The following is a 16,475-nucleotide window of genomic DNA, read 5'->3' as shown; positions in this document are numbered from 1 at the left end:
TTTGTGTAAACATCCCCATCCACTAACCAATGAAAAATACAACTCAATTTCTCCTTTATTCCTGCCTGAGCACCCTCTTGTTTTCCTGCGGCAGCAAGGAATCGGCAGATGTAAACCCGCCAAAGAAGGAAACGATCCAGGGCGAATCCTACAATCCCCCTGTTTTTGTAAACGACGCGCGCAAGGAAAAGATCAAAAGCATTGCCCCCAGGCTACAGCAGCTTATTGAAGACCATGCGCAGGAACAAAATATTCCTGGAGTTGCGTACGGTCTGGTGGTGGACGATGAATTGCTGATTTCTGGAAGCACCGGGCTGATCGATATCGAGCAAAACGTTCCCGCATTGACTACTTCGGCTTTCCGAATTGCCTCCATGACCAAGAGTTTTACGGCCATGGCTATTTTGAAATTAATGGAGGAGGACCACCTATCGCTGTCCGACCCTGCCTCGCAGTACATTCCAGAAATGGCCTCTCTTCCCTACCTGAGTAAAGATGCCCCGGAGATTACCATAGAAAACCTACTGACCATGACTGCCGGATTTCCGGAGGACAACCCATGGGGCGATCGGCAGCTGGACGAGCCGGAGCAATACCTGCAAGACCTTATCAGCAAAGGCATTTCCTTTTCCAACGTCCCAGCCTATACTTATGAATACAGCAATACCGGCTATGCAATTTTGGGGAAAATCGTTTCTCAGGTTTCCGGTATGCCTTATCAGGATTATATTCGACAGCACATTTTTTTGCCTCTGGGTATGGAACATACGTATTGGGAATACGACCGTGTGCCACCGGGGCAACTGGTCATCGGCTATCGCTGGGAAGACGAAACCTGGAAGCGGGAACCTATGTTACATGATGGCTCCTACGGAGCGATGGGGGGATTGATCACTTCTATAGAAGATTTCAGTAAGTATGTCAGCTTGCACCTTTCGGCCTGGCCTCCCCGGAGCGATGAGGATAACGGACCTATCCTACGGAGTTCACTCAGAGCGATGCAAACGCCCCAATTTGCCCGCTTGAACGCAAACGCGAGGGATTTTGCAGGCGAGCCCTGCCCTCGGCTTTCTGGCTATGGGTATGGCCTGCGTAGTACCGAATTTTGCGATGGTGTGCGACAGGTCGGTCACGGAGGGGCCTTACCGGGTTTTGGAAGCAATTACCAGTTTTTTCCCGAATACGGGGTAGGGCTAATGGCATTTGGCAACCTGACCTATACCAGCCCCTGGCCCTATGCAGCAATCTGGGAATTGCTTTTCGGAAACCCTCGCCCTGAAGCCCAGGGAACTCCCCGTTTCTGCCATTCTCGCTGATCGGCAGACCGAGTTGGTTCGATGGATGCAGCAAGGGGACGAGGAGCTGGAAACAGCAATCTTTGCTGAAAATTTCTTCCTGGATCAATCCCGCGATAGCCGGCGGAAAACCATCGATGCCCTGCTGGAAGAAGCAGGTACTCTCCGGGAAATCGGGTCGGTGAGACCGGAAAACCAACTGAGAGGTAGTTTTTCGATGAAAGGAGATCAAGAAACAGTAGAGGTATTTTTTACCCTAAGTCCGGAGAGCGATCCGAAAATACAGCAATTGGTGCTTTCCTCGCGGCCCAGCCAGTGATTTAGCCTAATGGTTGAAATTGAGGTTTGATGTTACTGGACCGAAATTGGCCATGAGGGTAAAACCGGATTGATGCATCAGGCATCGGGACTGCCCGTCCGGAATATCGGAAAGGGCTTATAAAGCAAGAAAATCAGTCAATTTGGAGCCTGAGGTATGGCCACCCAACCGTAAGCTCGAAACCTGGCGCGAAGCGGCCGATTTTGAAGTGTTTTATGTACGCGGCAGAAATTCTAATCCATGGTTCGGGATAAGCGTTACCTCAGCTGGAGTAGAAAAAGTACTCTTGGTTTTATCGCCCGCCTTCCCAAATGGCGAAAAACGGTTTTTTACCACAAAGGAGCTTCTATACCGCCTATTTCGGGTATTTCGAGAACACCATTCATCGGCGGCTACCCGTCGGGCCTGTTACCAGCCTGTTGGCGGTGACGACTTCATCTAAGGGCTCAGCGTATATCCGTAGCTTCATTTCTTCGACGCTCCGGGGCTCGGCAGTGCTTGGCAAAAGAACCACCAGGCAAGGCAATGGGTTTTCACAAAAAGGTGGTTTTTCGGATTTTACTGGCGACAAGCTGCATTAGTCCGCCAGAATTTATACGGAACGAAATTTTTTTAAAAAATCATTGGACGAGTCACTATGAGGGGATGGGATTGATCTTTCCTTCAGAGCGGGAGAATGGTGCCTTGTGGGTACTTTGGTCCTGGTGCTTCGCGGGCGGCAGCTATGTCCTTGCCCAGAAGTTTACCTTCCTGCAAACTGCCTTTCTTTCCTGGTTTTTCGGTTTCGTTTTGATGTGGTTGGTCATTGGGAACATGCAGGATTTACCCTACGGTATCCTGCCCTACGCCCTCCTGTTGAGTCTCCTGGAAGTATTCGGGGCGGTATGGCTTGAAAAAAATCCGATCGTCTCCAATCTTTCTCGGGCCGTCCGTCCTGACCTGATCCGGGAAAAAGGAGGAAATCCCCATTCCCCTCGAAAAATGGCCGCCCGTTGGGAGCAGTCAGTAACAGCTATCGGCTATTTCGGAAGCTAACCTGCACTGCCGCATCGGAGGATGTCATTTACGATGCTGCCAATTTTTTCAGTTTGAAGATCGAATCGACTTTTTCCACCTGCCGGCACTGGTAACCTTCCGGGAAATCAGCAATCGATATCTCATTAAAATAATTTATGTATTTCATACTAAATCAAAATGAAAACTTATGGATTATTTTTTTCACCTTTGCATTGTGGAAAGTTTTGCAGGAGCACAATTTTTCTACTCACCAACGAATTTTGAATTGTAATAAACGAAAAGTTCCATGATTGAAAATCTACTACCCCTGATTGCGCTTCTCTCTTCTCTTGTCTTTGTTGCGACAGCCGTTGCTTCTTGGTTTCAATCCGGATGCAGGCCCAATCAAGTCCTCTTTCTGAGTGGCCTGGCATCCATTGCCAGCCTGGTAGTCGTCGTATTCTGCAGTAGCTACGTGGCGAAATACGGATTGTTGGAATCCGGAACCTTAGGTATGGCTGGGGTAGGCTTGAGTATTCGGCTGGATGCTCTCAGCTTGCTGATGCTGGGAATGATTGCTCTTTTAGGATTTATTATTATCAAGTTCAGCAAGAATTACCTCGACGGGGATTCCCGACAAGGAGCATTTATGGGAAAACTCGCGGCTACCATAGCTTCCGTGCAATTGCTGGTGCTTTCGGGAAATATCGGTTTGCTGTTTATTTCCTGGGTATTGACCAGCATTTCGTTGCACCGACTGTTGCTCTTTTATCCCGAACGACCAGGTGCTCAGATTGCCGCCAAAAAGAAATTTATTCTGGCCAGACTGGGTGATGCCAGCTTATTGGTCGCAAGCCTCTTACTTTACAAGCAATTCGGCACGGGCAATCTGGAACAGTTGTTTTTGGGTGTGAAGTCGGCTGTTTTCTCGGGGAATGTCCCCGGGTTGGTGGAGTTTTCTGCCTTGTTTTTAGCGCTAGCTGCGATTCTCAAATCTGCCCAGTTTCCCACCCATGGTTGGTTAATTGAGGTAATGGAAACCCCCACTCCGGTATCCGCGCTCTTGCATGCAGGCTTGCTGAATGCGGGCCCCTTCCTGATTATCCGGATGTCCTACGTGATGGATGCGAGCACTGTTGCTCCTCTTCTTCTCATGGGATTGGGTGGATTTACGGCCCTTTTTGCCTCGGTTGCTTACCTGACCCAAACTTCCATTAAAACGGCACTAGGATACTCCAGCGTAGGGCACATGGGGTTTAGTTTGATGGTCTGCGGACTGGGCGTGTATCCGGCTGCCATGCTGCATTTGGTGGCTCACTCGTTTTATAAAGCCCACGCATTTCTCTCTTCCGGAAGCCAGATTGACCTGATTCGGGCAGCAAAGGTTTCCGACCCGGCCGGCCCGATGAGTCCGGTAAAGGTGGTTTTGGGTATCGGATTGGCGCTACTTTTGTACGTTGGGTTTGCACTAATTTGGGGAATCGATCCGCAAAAAGACCTGGCGCTGGTAGTAATTGGCGCAGTTATCGTCATGGGGCTGGCGCGAATCTTTACTGCTGCGATTGCCCGGGCATGGAATCCGGGGCTCCTGGCCCGGGCTGTGCTTTTGGCTCTGACCGTTACCACGGCGTTCTTTGTTTTGGAATCCGCTACCCATTACCTGCTCGGATCCCAGGTTCCGGAAACGGCAATATTGGGGTATGGCAAGCTACTGGTTGCCGGTCTGGTGTTACTTGGATTTGCTTTGGTCGTAATCATTCAGATCATCGCTCCACAACTTTCCAACAGACCGTCCTATCAGGCGATGGCGGTTCATGTTCGAAATGGATTTTATGCGAATGCCTGGTTTGACCGGATGATTCATGCCCTGGACCTGGTTTCTCCCGATAGCAGGCAGGCCCTGGCTACTCCTGCAACTACCCATAATCAGAAGCAGAATCGCCACTAGTCCTCCCAAATAGCCTTTAGAAATTTTCAGTAATAACCAATCGCTGACGAAGAAAAAAATGGAAGATCAAGTTCTACTACCACCCAAGGAATCAAAAAAACTCAAACTGGAAACCGCGTTGCAGGCAGCTTGCAAGAAAATTGCACCGCTGTGGCCTTTAGAGAATGTCGTAGCCGTCAACCCTTACCTCGGGCTTACCGATAGGAAATTTGAAACTGTCGCCCAGCACCTGGCCACGGTTGGGGGTATTCAAACCACTCTTCCCGTTTCGTTTTATCGGAACAAGATTCAGGAGGGGATCATCACCCGCAAGGATTTGGCGCAGGCAATGACCGGAAAAACCAACTATGGCTCGGACGTAGACGCTTTTATTCGTTCCCTGGAGGCGAGAGCGGATGTAGATTACGGGACCCCAGGCATTGCCACCTTCAGCGATGTGGCCACGCAGGTTACAGAGCAAGACTGGAATCGTTTTGTGGTCGGAAGAATATCCACATGGGCGGCTTCCTATTTCGATCAAGGACAGGCCGTTTGGAAGACGGCCAATCAGCAAACCGGGCTTTTTCAGTCCTGGAAATCCGAAGCCGCTGTGGATTTAACTACGGAGATTACCGGTTTGAAGGGATTTCGCAAAGCGGTTGCAGCGCTTCCATCCGATCCGTACCAAGCCGTGCAGGAGGCGCTGAAGGTACTGGATGTGTCGGAATCTGCCTTACCCCTTTACCTGCACCGTCTGCTTTTACGGGTAGGTGGTTGGTCGGCTTACGCGGCTCGCCTGGACTGGGACGAGGAATTGTACGGAAAAAAAGGGGGACTGTCCGTGGAATTTCTATCCGTATTGCTGTGCTGGGAAGCATGCTTGCTCAAGTGCCTGGATGGACCAGAGCTCCACTTTCTATGGTTGACGGCGAAAAAGCGCCTTGTGGAGGCGAGTGCAGATGCGGAGACAAACGAAGCGCTTTCCGAAATGCTCGTGTTGCAGGAGGCCTTTGATTTGGCTGCTCAACGGGCTATCATTGAAAAATTTCAAGCGGCGGAAGCGAACGAAGTGCCGACACCTGACCGACCCAAAGCGCAGGCCATTTTTTGTATTGACGTACGTTCCGAAGTATTCCGGCGGAATCTGGAGCAAGCGGATTCAGCGGTGGAGACGATTGGGTTTGCCGGATTTTTTGCCTTTCCGATCCAATTCGTTCCCCTGGCCCACAATAGAGGCGAGGCGCAGTGCCCGGTACTCATTCCAACAGGTCCCACCATTTTGGAAGAAATTCCAGATGCGGTCGTGAACAAACGGGCTCATCGCAGTCGGGTTTTACGCCATCAGCTAAAACAAGTGTGGAAGTCTTTTAAATCCGGTGCTGTGACCTGTTTCAGTTTTGTCAGTCCCATGGGTCTATCGTATCTTCCGAAGCTATTTACCGACTCCTTTGGTATCACCCGGCCTGTTCCCCATCCAGATGCAGCAGGATTGGACCGAAAGGAAGCGAAGCAGAAAAGTATTTCGCTGGAAGTAAGCAATCATGCCGACCTTTCGGTAGGAATACCAATGGAACAGCGCGTTCAACTAGCGAAAAATGCCCTAAGTGCCATGTCGCTAACAGAAAATTTTGCTCCATTTGTATTAATCGTAGGGCATGGGTCCACATCTGTCAACAATCCCCACGCAACGGGCCTGGACTGTGGGGCCTGTGGAGGGCATTCCGGAGAGGCCAATGCCAAGGTGGCTGCTGCCGTGCTAAACGACAAGGAAGTGCGCAAGCAATTGGTAGCGTCAAACATCCGGATTCCGGAGGATACTGTGTTTTTGGCCTGCCTTCACGATACGACCACGGATGAGGTCAGCATTTATAACGAACAAGAGGTGTCCCCATCGCATGCAGAGGCATTTGGAGACCTTAAGCGCTCGCTTGTAAACGCCGGCAAGGCGTCCCGTGCGGAACGAGCGTTGCGAATGGCGGTTTCTAAAAATGAAGATCGAGCGATTATTTCGCGAAGCAAGGACTGGTCGCAGGTTCGTCCGGAATGGGGACTGGCCGGCTGCTCTGCCTTTGTCGTGGCACCAAGAGAACGAACTAAAAGCTTGAATTTTGGAGGCAAATCGTTCTTGCATTCCTACGATTGGAAAAAGGATACCGATTTTTCAATTCTTGAATTGATTATGACCGCACCGATGGTGGTTACGAGCTGGATAAACCTGCAGTATTATGGCTCTACGGTCGATAACCGTAATTTCGGATCCGGTAACAAAACCCTGCACAATGTCACGGCCGGCCTGGGGGTACTGGAAGGATACTCCGGAGATTTACGAGTAGGGCTTCCTTTCCAGTCGGTGCACGATGGTGCAAAGTACCAGCACGAACCCTTGCGACTTAATGTAGTGATTGAGGCTCCCATGGAGGCCATGAATGCGATCCTGGAGAAACATCCCTCTGTCCGTGACCTTTGCGACAATGGCTGGATATTTTTGCTGGTCCTGGACGCTCAGGGGAAGGTTACCCACCGGTATCAGGGAAACCTTCAATGGGAAAAAATCTGATCCCGGTAGCGGCGAAAAATAATGAATGTCAGGGATTTTTTTGCCGGTAGAAGATTGGTCATTGCCACCAAGCATGCCAAGGAACGCCTGATAGGGCCAAAGGTAGCCTCCCGCCTGGGAGTGCTGCCTTTTGTCTGTTTAAAATTGGATACGGATCTGTTGGGAACGTTTTCTGGTGAAGTGGAACGGAAGGAAGACCCGCTGGCTACCGCCCGAAAAAAATGCGAGTTGGCCATGATGTACTCCGGTGCAGACCTGGCAATCGCCAGTGAGGGGTCATTTGGAGCACACCCAAGTTATTACTTTCTTCCCGGCAACGAGGAATTAGTCATGTTGCTCGACAAACGCCACAGGCTTGAGATCGTCGGGAGAAAACTGACTGCGGAAACGAATTTTAGCTCCCGGCTTTGTACTTCGGAAGCAGAACTCCTGGACTTTGCACGGGAGGTGCGATTTCCTTCTCACGCACTGATCATGCGAACGCGGCAGGGAGCGATCGATACGGTATACAAGGGGATTTGCGAGCAGCAGGAATTGATCGCAAAATTTCGGATGTTTTTGGATCGATACGGACAAGCCTTCGTTGAAACCGATATGCGAGCCTTGTACAACCCCACGCGCATGAGGGTAATTGGCGAGGCAACGGATGAATTGTTAAATAGAGTTTTGGTACCCTGCGAAAAATGCAACAGCCCTGGATTCGGCCTTTCCGGTGTGGAACCAGGCCTGCCCTGCGCCTTGTGCGGCAGCCCTACTCGTTCGCCGCAGGCTAGGGTTTATAGCTGCATGAAATGTGGTTTTCACAAAAGAGAAAAGATAGGCGATAAGGAAGTGGAAGATCCCATGTATTGCGATCGTTGCAACCCCTAACTTCGTAGGTTTTTGATCCCCGCCAGGCGACTGGATTCGGGGAGGAAACCTGGATTGGTTTTTTATCCCTTAGCCAACAGGCCTTCTCTTTCTTTTTTTAATCCAGAAGAAATAGCGGAAAGGTAGGATATCCCGGCCCATTGGAAGGAGCAAGGATGTTTTTGCATTCCTTGTTGGAAGGCGTTGATCCGCCAAGCCAAAGCCCTTCCGATTGCCATACGGGGACTTTAAAAAAAATAAAGGTGACCCGATTTGGGGTCACCTTTATTCTCAAAAAAAGTTGGGGAAAAACGGTTAGTCTTTCAATTCAAACCGATCCGCATTCATGACTTTGTCCCATGCTTTAATGAAGTCATTGACGAATTTTTCCTCCCCGTCGCTGCAGCCGTATACTTCGGCCAGCGCGCGTAACTCCGAGTTGGATCCAAAGATCAGGTCCACACGCGTTCCGGTCCACTTACGTTCGCCTGTTTTCCGGTCCTTTCCTTCGAATACCTTGTCCGAATCGTCCATAGCTTTCCAGCTGATTCCCATATCCAACAAGTTGACAAAGAAATCGTTGGTGAGCTGGCCGGGACGTTTGGTGAATACCCCGTGAGTGGATTGGTCAAAATTGGTACTCAAGGCACGCATACCGCCAACCAAAGCGGTCATCTCCGGAGCGGTGAGGCCCATCAATTGCGATCGATCCACCAGCATTTCCTCGGCAGCCACCAGGTGTTGTTCGTTTTGGTAATTGCGGAATCCATCGGCTGCCGGTTCCAGAATGGCAAATGACTCCACGTCGGTTTGCTCCTGGCTTGCATCGGTTCTACCGGGAGTAAAGGGTACTGTCACCTCTTTTCCAGCGTCCCTGGCAGCTTTTTCGATGGCCGCACATCCTCCTAAAACGATCAGGTCGGCAAGCGATACTCTTTTGTTGCCTGACTGGGATCCGTTAAACGTTTCCTGTACGCCTTCCAGTTTATCTAAGACCTTGGCGAGCTGTTTGGGATTATTGACTTCCCAGTCTTTTTGGGGGGAGAGTCGTATCCGGGCACCGTTAGCTCCGCCTCTTTTATCCGATCCTCGAAAGGTGGAGGCCGAAGCCCAGGCCGTACCCACTAATTCGGATACGGACAATCCAGTAGCTAGAATTTGTTTTTTCAAGTCGGCAATGTCGGCACCGTCTACAAGCTCGTGGTCCACGGCAGGAACGGGATCTTGCCAGATGAGTTCTTCCTGTGGAACTTCAGGGCCCAGGTACCTGGCGCGTGGTCCCATGTCCCTATGGGTAAGCTTAAACCAGGCTTTGGCAAAGGCATCTGCAAACTCATCCGGGTTTTCATAGAAGTGACGAGAGATTTTTTCGTACTCCGGATCCATGCGTAGGGCCAGATCGGTCGTCAGCATAAACGGCGCATGGCTTTTGGAGGGGTCGTGCGGATCGGGTACCGTTCCAGCACCAGCACCGCCTTTCGGACGCCATTGGTTGGCTCCTGCAGGGCTTTTGTACAATTCCCATTCGTACCCGAACAGGTTTTCGAAATAGTTATTGCTCCATTTGGTAGGTGTTGTTGTCCAGGCACCTTCCAGACCACTGGTGATGGTATTGTTTCCATTACCTGATCCCAGCGTGGTTTTCCAACCCAACCCCATCTCTTCGATGCCGGCAGCTGCTGGTTCCGGGCCGACGTATTTGGTAGGGTCCCCGGCACCATGTGTTTTACCAAAGGTATGACCTCCGGCGATCAGTGCGACGGTTTCGTAATCGTTCATGGCCATTCGACCAAAGGTTTCGCGGATGTCTCTTGCGGAGGCAACGGGATCCGGGTTGCCGTTGGGACCTTCCGGGTTTACATAGATGAGACCCATCTGTACCGCGCCGAGGGGATTTTCCAATTCCCGGTCACCGGTGTAGCGTTTGTCTCCTAACCATTCCGCTTCGGATCCCCAATACACGTCTTCTTCCGGTTCCCAGATGTCTTCACGACCTCCAGCAAAACCGTATGTCTCGAAGCCCATGGATTCGAGGGCCACGTTGCCTGCAAGGATCATCAAATCGGCCCATGATATTTTTTTCCCATATTTCTGCTTGACCGGCCAAAGGAGTAAGCGTGCTTTGTCAAGGTTGGCATTGTCTGGCCAGCTGTTCAGCGGGGCAAAGCGCTGGGAGCCAGTTCCGCCCCCACCTCTGCCGTCAGAAATCCGGTAGGTTCCGGCACTGTGCCAGGCCATTCGGATGATAAACGGTCCATAATGCCCGTAATCCGCCGGCCACCATTCTTGGGAAGTTGTCAATGCTTCCTCCAAATCTTTCTTAACGGCTGCCAGATCCAGGGATTCGAATTCCTTGGCATAATCAAATTCCTCGCCCATGGGGTTGGACAATGCGGAATGTTGCCGAAGGATGTTTAGCTTTAACTGGTTGGGCCACCAGTCTCTGTTTCTGGTTCCTCCCCCTGCACTCTGCTTGAGCGCCCCTCCGTGAAAGGGACATTTGGCCGCGCTGTCATTGAGGTCGGATAGTTTTGCGTTTGGGTTTGTGCTGTTTTCCATAAGTTTTAGTAATTGATTCACTCTTTGTTCATCTAAGATACCAAATTTAGTATTTATGAAAAATTTATTCCCATTGAAAAAATCTATGACTCTTACGTAATTTTAATAATCGTTTGCATCGGATAGCGAAGTTTCTTGGAAATGAAGGCGAATTCACCGGCATTACCGCAGCGCTGGGTGTGGAGCAACGGAAACAAAGGAGTAAAAAAAAGCAACCGTAGCTCTGCAACGGTTGCTTTTTCTGGAAGACAGGTAGGATGATTAACTCCCGCACATTTCGCAATCGTCCGGATTGTCGAGGGAGCAGGCAATGGCATCCTGCTGTTGTTTTTTGGTATCAGGCACTGCAACAGCCGTCTCCACAGGCTTTTTATCCAGCTGAGATTTGTCCACGGTAAATTGTATGGCACTGCTGGCGGCTTTGGAGCGCAGGTAATAAATTCCGGTTTTGAGTCCTTTTTTCCAGGCATAAAAATGCATGGAGGTCAATTTTCCGAAGTTCGGTTCCTGAAGGAATAGATTCATGCTCTGCGACTGGCAAACATAGGCGCCCCGGTCAGCAGCCATATCGATAATGACTTTCTGTGAAATTTCCCAAACGGTTTTGTACAGGTCTTTAAGGTGTTGGGGGATTTCCGGTATATTCTGAACGGACCCGTTGGCTCCGATTAGCCGGTTTTTCATGGTATCGTTCCACAAGCCCAGGCGGATCAGGTCTTTCATCAAATGTTTGTTGACCACGACAAATTCACCGGAGAGCGTACGCCGGGTGTAGATGTTGGACGTGTAGGGTTCAAAACATTCGTTATTACCTAAAATCTGTGAGGTCGAAGCGGTCGGCATTGGGGCCACCAACAGGGAATTTCGTACACCGTATTTGTTTACTTTCTGCTTTAGCTCCGCCCAGTTCCACCTTCCTGATTTTGGAGTTACGCCCCAAAGATCAAACTGGAATAATCCCTGGGAAATCGGAGATCCTTCGTAGGTCTCGTAGGTACCGTTGAGTTTAGCCAGTTCCATGGAGGTTTCCATAGCGGCAAAGTAGATGGTTTCAAAAATATCTTCGTTCAGTCCCTTGGCTTCATCTGAATCGAAGGGCATGCGCAGCAGGATAAATGCATCTGCCAGGCCTTGGATACCCAGCCCGACGGGGCGGTGTCGGAAATTGGATTTGCGCGCTTCCGGTACCGGGTAATAGTTCACGTCAATTACCTTGTTCAGGTTTCGAGTGACTACCTTGGTTACCTCGTAGAGTTTCTGGTGGTCGAAATATTTTTTTCCATCTTTTCCGGTCAATACGAATTTGGGAAGCGCAATCGAAGCGAGGTTGCACACCGCTACCTCATCGGGCGAGGTATACTCCATGATTTCGGTGCACAGGTTCGAAGATTTGATTGTTCCCAGATTTTTCTGGTTGGATTTTCCATTCGCGGCGTCTTTGTACAAAATATACGGTGTGCCGGTTTCGATTTGGGATTCAAGGATTTCAAACCAGAGCTCCTGAGCTTTGATGGTTTCGCGGGCTCTGCCCTCTTTTTCGTATTTTTCGTACAGTCTTTCAAATTCTTCTCCATGGCACTCGGCGAGGCCCGGTGCTTCGTGCGGGCAGAACAACGACCAGTCTTCGTTGGCCTCCACTCTTTTCATAAACAAGTCAGACACCCACACGGCGTAAAAGAGGTCTCGGGCTCTGAGCTCTTCCTTTCCGTGGTTTTTCTTCAAATCCAGAAAATCTTTGATATCCGCATGCCAGGGTTCCAGGTAAATGGCAAAACTGCCTTTCCTTTTTCCACCACCCTGGTCTACGTAACGTGCTGTCATGTCGAAATTTCGCAACATTGGCACGATTCCGTTGGAAACGCCATTGGTGCCCCGGATGTAGGATCCCTTGGCTCGTACATTGTGAATGGAAAGCCCGATACCGCCGGCGGATTGGGATATTTTTGCACACTGCTTAAGCGTGTCGTAGATACCGTCGATGCTATCGTCCTTCATGGTGAGCAAAAAGCAAGACGAGAGCTGAGGCTTGGGTGTGCCCGCGTTAAAAAGCGTTGGGGTGGCGTGGGTAAACCATTTCTGTGAAAGCAGGTGGTACGTTTCTATAGCCGCTTCAATGTCCTCCTTGTGTATACCGATGGAGACACGCATCAACATGTGTTGGGGTCGTTCCACCACTTTCCCGTCCAATTTGATCAGGTAACTTCTTTCCAGGGTTTTGAAACCAAAAAAGTCGTAATCAAAATCCCGGCTGTAGTCGATTACTTCGTCGAGTTTGGCCGCGTGTTTTTTTACGATTCCATACACGTCGGGAGCTATCAGGGCCGCATTCTCTTCGGTTTTAGGATTGATATAGGTGTACAGCCGCTTCATCGTATTGGAGAAGGACTGGCTCGTGGTTTTGTGTAAGTTGGATATCGCAATTCTGGCAGCAAGAACGGCGTATTCCGGATGCTTGACGGTCAACGAGGCACAGACCTCGGCGGCGAGGTTGTCCAGTTCGGTGGTGGTCACTCCGTCGTAAAGTCCGTCGATCACTTTCTTGGCTACTTCTATGGGCTGAATGTAGCGGCCATCCAGGCCATAGCAAAGATTCTCTATCCGCGTGGTGATCTTATCGAACCGCACGGATTCTCTTCTCCCGTCTCTTTTGATTACTAGCATACTGATTGGTTATTTACTGGTGAAAAAATGGTTAAAAATCCTCTTCTACAGAAAACTTCCCTGAACTGGAGGTGTCTTTGTTTTTCATCACACCTGCTTTTTGATAATCCCCCACTCTTTTTTCGAAGAAATTGGTTTTCCCCTGTAAGGATATCATGTCCATGAAATCAAATGGATTGGTACTGTTCCAAACTTTGGAACACCCCAACTCCTGCAACAAGCGGTCGGCCACGAACTCAATGTATTGGCACATCAGCTCGGCATTCATACCGATCAACCGTACAGGCAACGCATCGGTTACAAATTCTTTTTCGATCTCTACGGCATCTTTAATGATGCCGATGATTGTTTCCTCCGGCAAGCGGTTTACCACGTGTCGGGTGTACAGATGGCAGGCAAAGTCACAATGAAGTCCTTCGTCTCGGGAAATGAGCTCGTTTGAGAAGGTCAGGCCTGGCATCAATCCCCTCTTTTTCAGCCAGAAAATGGAGCAAAAGGAACCAGAAAAAAAGATTCCTTCTACCGCAGCAAAGGCAATCAGTCGCTCGTGGAAATCTCCCTGGTCGATCCATCGGAGCGCCCATTCGGCTTTCTTTTTCACACAGTCCAGGTGTTCGATGGCATTGAATAGCCGATCCCTTTCGTCTGGATTTTTAATATAGGTATCGATAAGTAGGCTATACGTTTCGCTATGGATGTTCTCCATGGCAATTTGAAATCCATAGAAAAACTTTGCCTCCGTGTACTGTACCTCGGATACAAAATGCTCTGCAAGATTTTCGTTCACTATCCCGTCACTGGCGGCAAAAAAGGCCAGGACATGCGAAATAAAATGGCGCTCGCTGTCGCTCAGGTTTTTCCAATCGTTGAGGTCCTGACCCAGATCAATTTCTTCTGCAGTCCAAAAACTGGCTTCCGCCTTTTTGTAATATTCCCAGATATCATCGTGCTGAATGGGGAATAGGACAAATCTGCTATTATCTCCCTGTTCTAAAATAGGTTCTGACTTCATTAGTCCAAATGGTTTTTATAGTAATGAATGAATTTTATACAAATGGCTTTGAAGCCTTTTCTTCACACGTGCTTGTTTTCTGCCGGGATTGGTAACATTACCTTAACAAATATGGGTAAGAAATTCGAAAAAGTAAAGTCCAAAAACAACCAAAAGCCATTTAATTTGACCATTGGTCAAATCTATATAATATATTATAAAACAGCATCTTATATAATACGTTATAAACAACAACATGAATCAATATTGGCAGGAAAGCGCGGTATAACTTTTTTCAATTAATTTGATTCACCGTTCCTCAGCCCCTGAGAAGCCGCTTTTTTGACCAATGGTCAAAAAACCGAGCAATTTCCCTTAGCTGACATCCGCTTAAATAGCTGAAGGTCAAATAAATAAGATTTAATTGCTATTTTTGAAGAAGAAAATTCGGAAATCACAGTACAAAAAGTGCATCTCTTTCATTATTTTTGGGATAATCGGCCGGAAGGGCATGGTTCAGCAAATTAATACCCGTATACTATTTTATGTAAAGGTATTTTTTTCGTATATTTGCACCTCAATTTTGATAATTGTAATCTATCAAACCATTATGTACGCAATAGTAAACATATCCGGTAAGCAGTTCAAAGTAACAAAAGAGCAGCAGATCTTTGCACCGAAAATGCAAGGTGACGTTGACGCTTCCGTAGAATTCGATCAGGTGCTTTTGGCAGACGACAACGGTACCGTATCGGTAGGCGCACCTTTATTGGAAGGAGCCAAGGTATCGGGGAAAATCCTCGATCATGTAAAAGGAGACAAAGTGATCGTTTTTAAGAAAAAGAGAAGAAAGGGATACAAGAAGAAAAACGGTCACCGTCAGCAATACACGAAGATTTTAATAGAAGATATTGTACTGTAAGTATCCGATAAGGATACGGTAAAAACAACTTAAGTTATGGCACATAAGAAAGGTGTAGGTAGTTCCAAGAACGGAAGAGAATCAGAAAGTAAGCGTCTTGGAGTAAAAAAATTTGGTGGAGAGGCAGTTATCGCCGGGAACATCATCGTCAGGCAGCGGGGAACCAAGCATCACCCCGGATTGAATGTCGGCTTGGGAAAGGATCATACCTTGTTTGCTTTGGCTCCAGGTAAAGTTTCTTTTACTAAAAAACATGACGGAAGGTCTTACGTAAGCGTACTTCCTACCGAAGCTTAAGAATTACTCCTTAGGGAAAATCAAAAGGCCTTTGTGTGAAAAGGGCCTTTTTTTTTCTTTGGCCGGCTTTTCGCCGGTACGATCGCTAGTTAACGAATATACCCATCCCCGGCTTCTGCCGGTATAAAATAGTATTGCTTTTATGAACTATACTGAAAATTACCGAGGAATTAAGATCGACGTGCAGTCGGTTAACCTCGACATCAACGCTGCTGTACAGGATGAAATCAGATCCTCTATCGATAAGTTATCCAAATTCACGCCGGATATCAACGCAGTGGACATTTACTTTAAAACCGAAGGACACGGTGGTACGGCCAAAAGCGTGGTGGGCATGCGCGTGGGAATTCCCGGCCCGGATGTTTTCGCCGAAGAAAAAGGAGAACATTGGATTCCCTTACTCAAGGACGTGGTGGATAAGTTGGTTCGGCAATTGAAAAAGAACAAATAAACCGATTTCAGAAGCTTCCGTTAGAACAAACGGAAGCTTTTTATTTCTTCCCAAAAATACAGGGCATTTTGGGGGGAAATCAAGACGATGACTGCAATACCAAAAACGGCCCCGTAAAAATGGGCATCGTGGTTGATGGCATCATCTCCCTTTTTTCCTTTATAGAAGGCATAGGCCAGAAAAAGTAGGCCCAGGATAAAGCCCGGAAGGCAGAAAATCCCGAAAATGCAGATATCCGAAAGCGGCATGAGTACAATACTGGCGAATACGGTAGCTGCGGTCCCGCCAGACGCACCGAGGGCCCGGTAGTAAGGATTGTCCTTTTCTTTGAGAAAAGTAGGTATGTCGGCTACTACGATGGCCGCCAGGTAAAATAAAACAAAGGCTACTGCCCCCGTGCCGGTGCCAAATTGATACATCAGGTATTGCTCCACCACGCTCCCAAAAAAATAGAACGTAAACATGTTGAATAGCAGGTGCGTCCCGTCCTTGTGAATGAAGCCAGAAGTGATAAATCGGGCGTAGGAGTTGTTTCGTTGGATCAGGTAAGGGACAAATAGTTGCCGTTCCATAACCGACGGATTGTTCCATCCATAATAGGAAATCAGGCAGGTAATGCCAATAATTATCAACGTCAAAGATAGTTCCATG

The 16,475-nt window shown here is 48.7% G+C and carries 14 protein-coding genes; 10 read left to right on the top strand and 4 right to left on the bottom strand.

All coding sequences use genetic code 11. The annotated features are described in order from the left end of the window. Positions 1 to 29 precede the first annotated feature (29 nt). The 7 genes from ABWH99_RS00375 to ABWH99_RS00345 all read left to right on the top strand — a co-directional run bounded on the left by ABWH99_RS00375 (position 30) and on the right by ABWH99_RS00345 (position 7,964). Entirely contained in the window at positions 30 to 1,316 is a 1,287-nt protein-coding gene (locus tag ABWH99_RS00375; RefSeq protein WP_375584335.1) for a serine hydrolase domain-containing protein, read from the top strand. Further along, positions 1,237 to 1,614, top strand: a complete 378-nt coding sequence (locus tag ABWH99_RS00370) for a hypothetical protein (protein ID WP_375584334.1) — start codon at positions 1,237 to 1,239, stop codon at positions 1,612 to 1,614. The genes ABWH99_RS00375 and ABWH99_RS00370 overlap by 80 nt, the downstream gene beginning before the upstream one ends. Before the next feature lie 311 nt (positions 1,615 to 1,925). Beyond that, positions 1,926 to 2,195, top strand: a complete 270-nt coding sequence (locus ABWH99_RS00365; RefSeq protein WP_375584333.1) for a hypothetical protein — start codon at positions 1,926 to 1,928, stop codon at positions 2,193 to 2,195. A 64-nt stretch (positions 2,196 to 2,259) separates the two neighbouring features. Then, the gene (locus ABWH99_RS00360; protein ID WP_375584332.1) at positions 2,260 to 2,649 is read left to right on the top strand and encodes a hypothetical protein; all 390 of its coding nucleotides are present in this window, start codon (positions 2,260 to 2,262) and stop codon (positions 2,647 to 2,649) included. A gap of 268 nt (positions 2,650 to 2,917) precedes the next feature. Further along, entirely contained in the window at positions 2,918 to 4,558 is a 1,641-nt protein-coding gene (locus ABWH99_RS00355; protein ID WP_375584331.1) for a proton-conducting transporter membrane subunit, read from the top strand. A gap of 58 nt (positions 4,559 to 4,616) precedes the next feature. After that, positions 4,617 to 7,094 (top strand): YbcC family protein, encoded by a 2,478-nt coding sequence (locus tag ABWH99_RS00350; protein WP_375584330.1) that lies wholly within the window; start codon positions 4,617 to 4,619, stop codon positions 7,092 to 7,094. A 21-nt stretch (positions 7,095 to 7,115) separates the two neighbouring features. After that, complete coding sequence (locus tag ABWH99_RS00345; RefSeq protein ID WP_375584329.1) at positions 7,116 to 7,964, top strand: DUF6671 family protein; 849 nt, start codon at positions 7,116 to 7,118, stop codon at positions 7,962 to 7,964. 294 nt (positions 7,965 to 8,258) lie between these two features. Here the strand turns inward: ABWH99_RS00345 and katG are convergent, their stop codons facing one another. The 3 genes from katG to ABWH99_RS00330 all read right to left on the bottom strand — a co-directional run bounded on the left by katG (position 8,259) and on the right by ABWH99_RS00330 (position 14,175). Beyond that, the gene (katG, locus tag ABWH99_RS00340; protein WP_375584328.1) at positions 8,259 to 10,502 is read right to left on the bottom strand and encodes a catalase/peroxidase HPI; all 2,244 of its coding nucleotides are present in this window, start codon (positions 10,500 to 10,502) and stop codon (positions 8,259 to 8,261) included. A 261-nt stretch (positions 10,503 to 10,763) separates the two neighbouring features. Then, the gene (locus ABWH99_RS00335) at positions 10,764 to 13,163 is read right to left on the bottom strand and encodes a ribonucleoside-diphosphate reductase subunit alpha (protein ID WP_375584327.1); all 2,400 of its coding nucleotides are present in this window, start codon (positions 13,161 to 13,163) and stop codon (positions 10,764 to 10,766) included. Positions 13,164 to 13,194: 31 nt separating this feature from the next. After that, on the bottom strand, positions 13,195 to 14,175 hold the full coding sequence (locus ABWH99_RS00330) for a ribonucleotide-diphosphate reductase subunit beta (RefSeq protein ID WP_375584326.1): 981 nt from the start codon (positions 14,173 to 14,175) through the stop codon (positions 13,195 to 13,197). A gap of 589 nt (positions 14,176 to 14,764) precedes the next feature. On the opposite strand from ABWH99_RS00330, the gene rplU reads away from it, so the two are divergent. From rplU to ABWH99_RS00315, 3 genes are all read left to right on the top strand, one after another. After that, on the top strand, positions 14,765 to 15,076 hold the full coding sequence (rplU, locus tag ABWH99_RS00325; protein ID WP_375584325.1) for a 50S ribosomal protein L21: 312 nt from the start codon (positions 14,765 to 14,767) through the stop codon (positions 15,074 to 15,076). Positions 15,077 to 15,112: 36 nt separating this feature from the next. Continuing rightward, the gene (gene rpmA / locus ABWH99_RS00320; protein ID WP_375584324.1) at positions 15,113 to 15,373 is read left to right on the top strand and encodes a 50S ribosomal protein L27; all 261 of its coding nucleotides are present in this window, start codon (positions 15,113 to 15,115) and stop codon (positions 15,371 to 15,373) included. A gap of 142 nt (positions 15,374 to 15,515) precedes the next feature. After that, positions 15,516 to 15,824 (top strand): HPF/RaiA family ribosome-associated protein, encoded by a 309-nt coding sequence (locus tag ABWH99_RS00315; RefSeq protein ID WP_375584323.1) that lies wholly within the window; start codon positions 15,516 to 15,518, stop codon positions 15,822 to 15,824. 20 nt (positions 15,825 to 15,844) lie between these two features. Here the strand turns inward: ABWH99_RS00315 and ABWH99_RS00310 are convergent, their stop codons facing one another. Then, entirely contained in the window at positions 15,845 to 16,474 is a 630-nt protein-coding gene (locus ABWH99_RS00310) for a rhomboid family intramembrane serine protease (RefSeq protein ID WP_375584322.1), read from the bottom strand. Between the last annotated feature and the right edge of the window lies 1 nt (position 16,475).

This window comes from Cyclobacterium xiamenense, assembly GCF_042140265.1.
GTDB lineage: Bacteria > Bacteroidota > Bacteroidia > Cytophagales > Cyclobacteriaceae > Cyclobacterium > Cyclobacterium xiamenense_A.
Note: the sequence above shows the minus strand (reverse complement) of the source record. Positions and strands in the feature narration are given on the sequence as shown.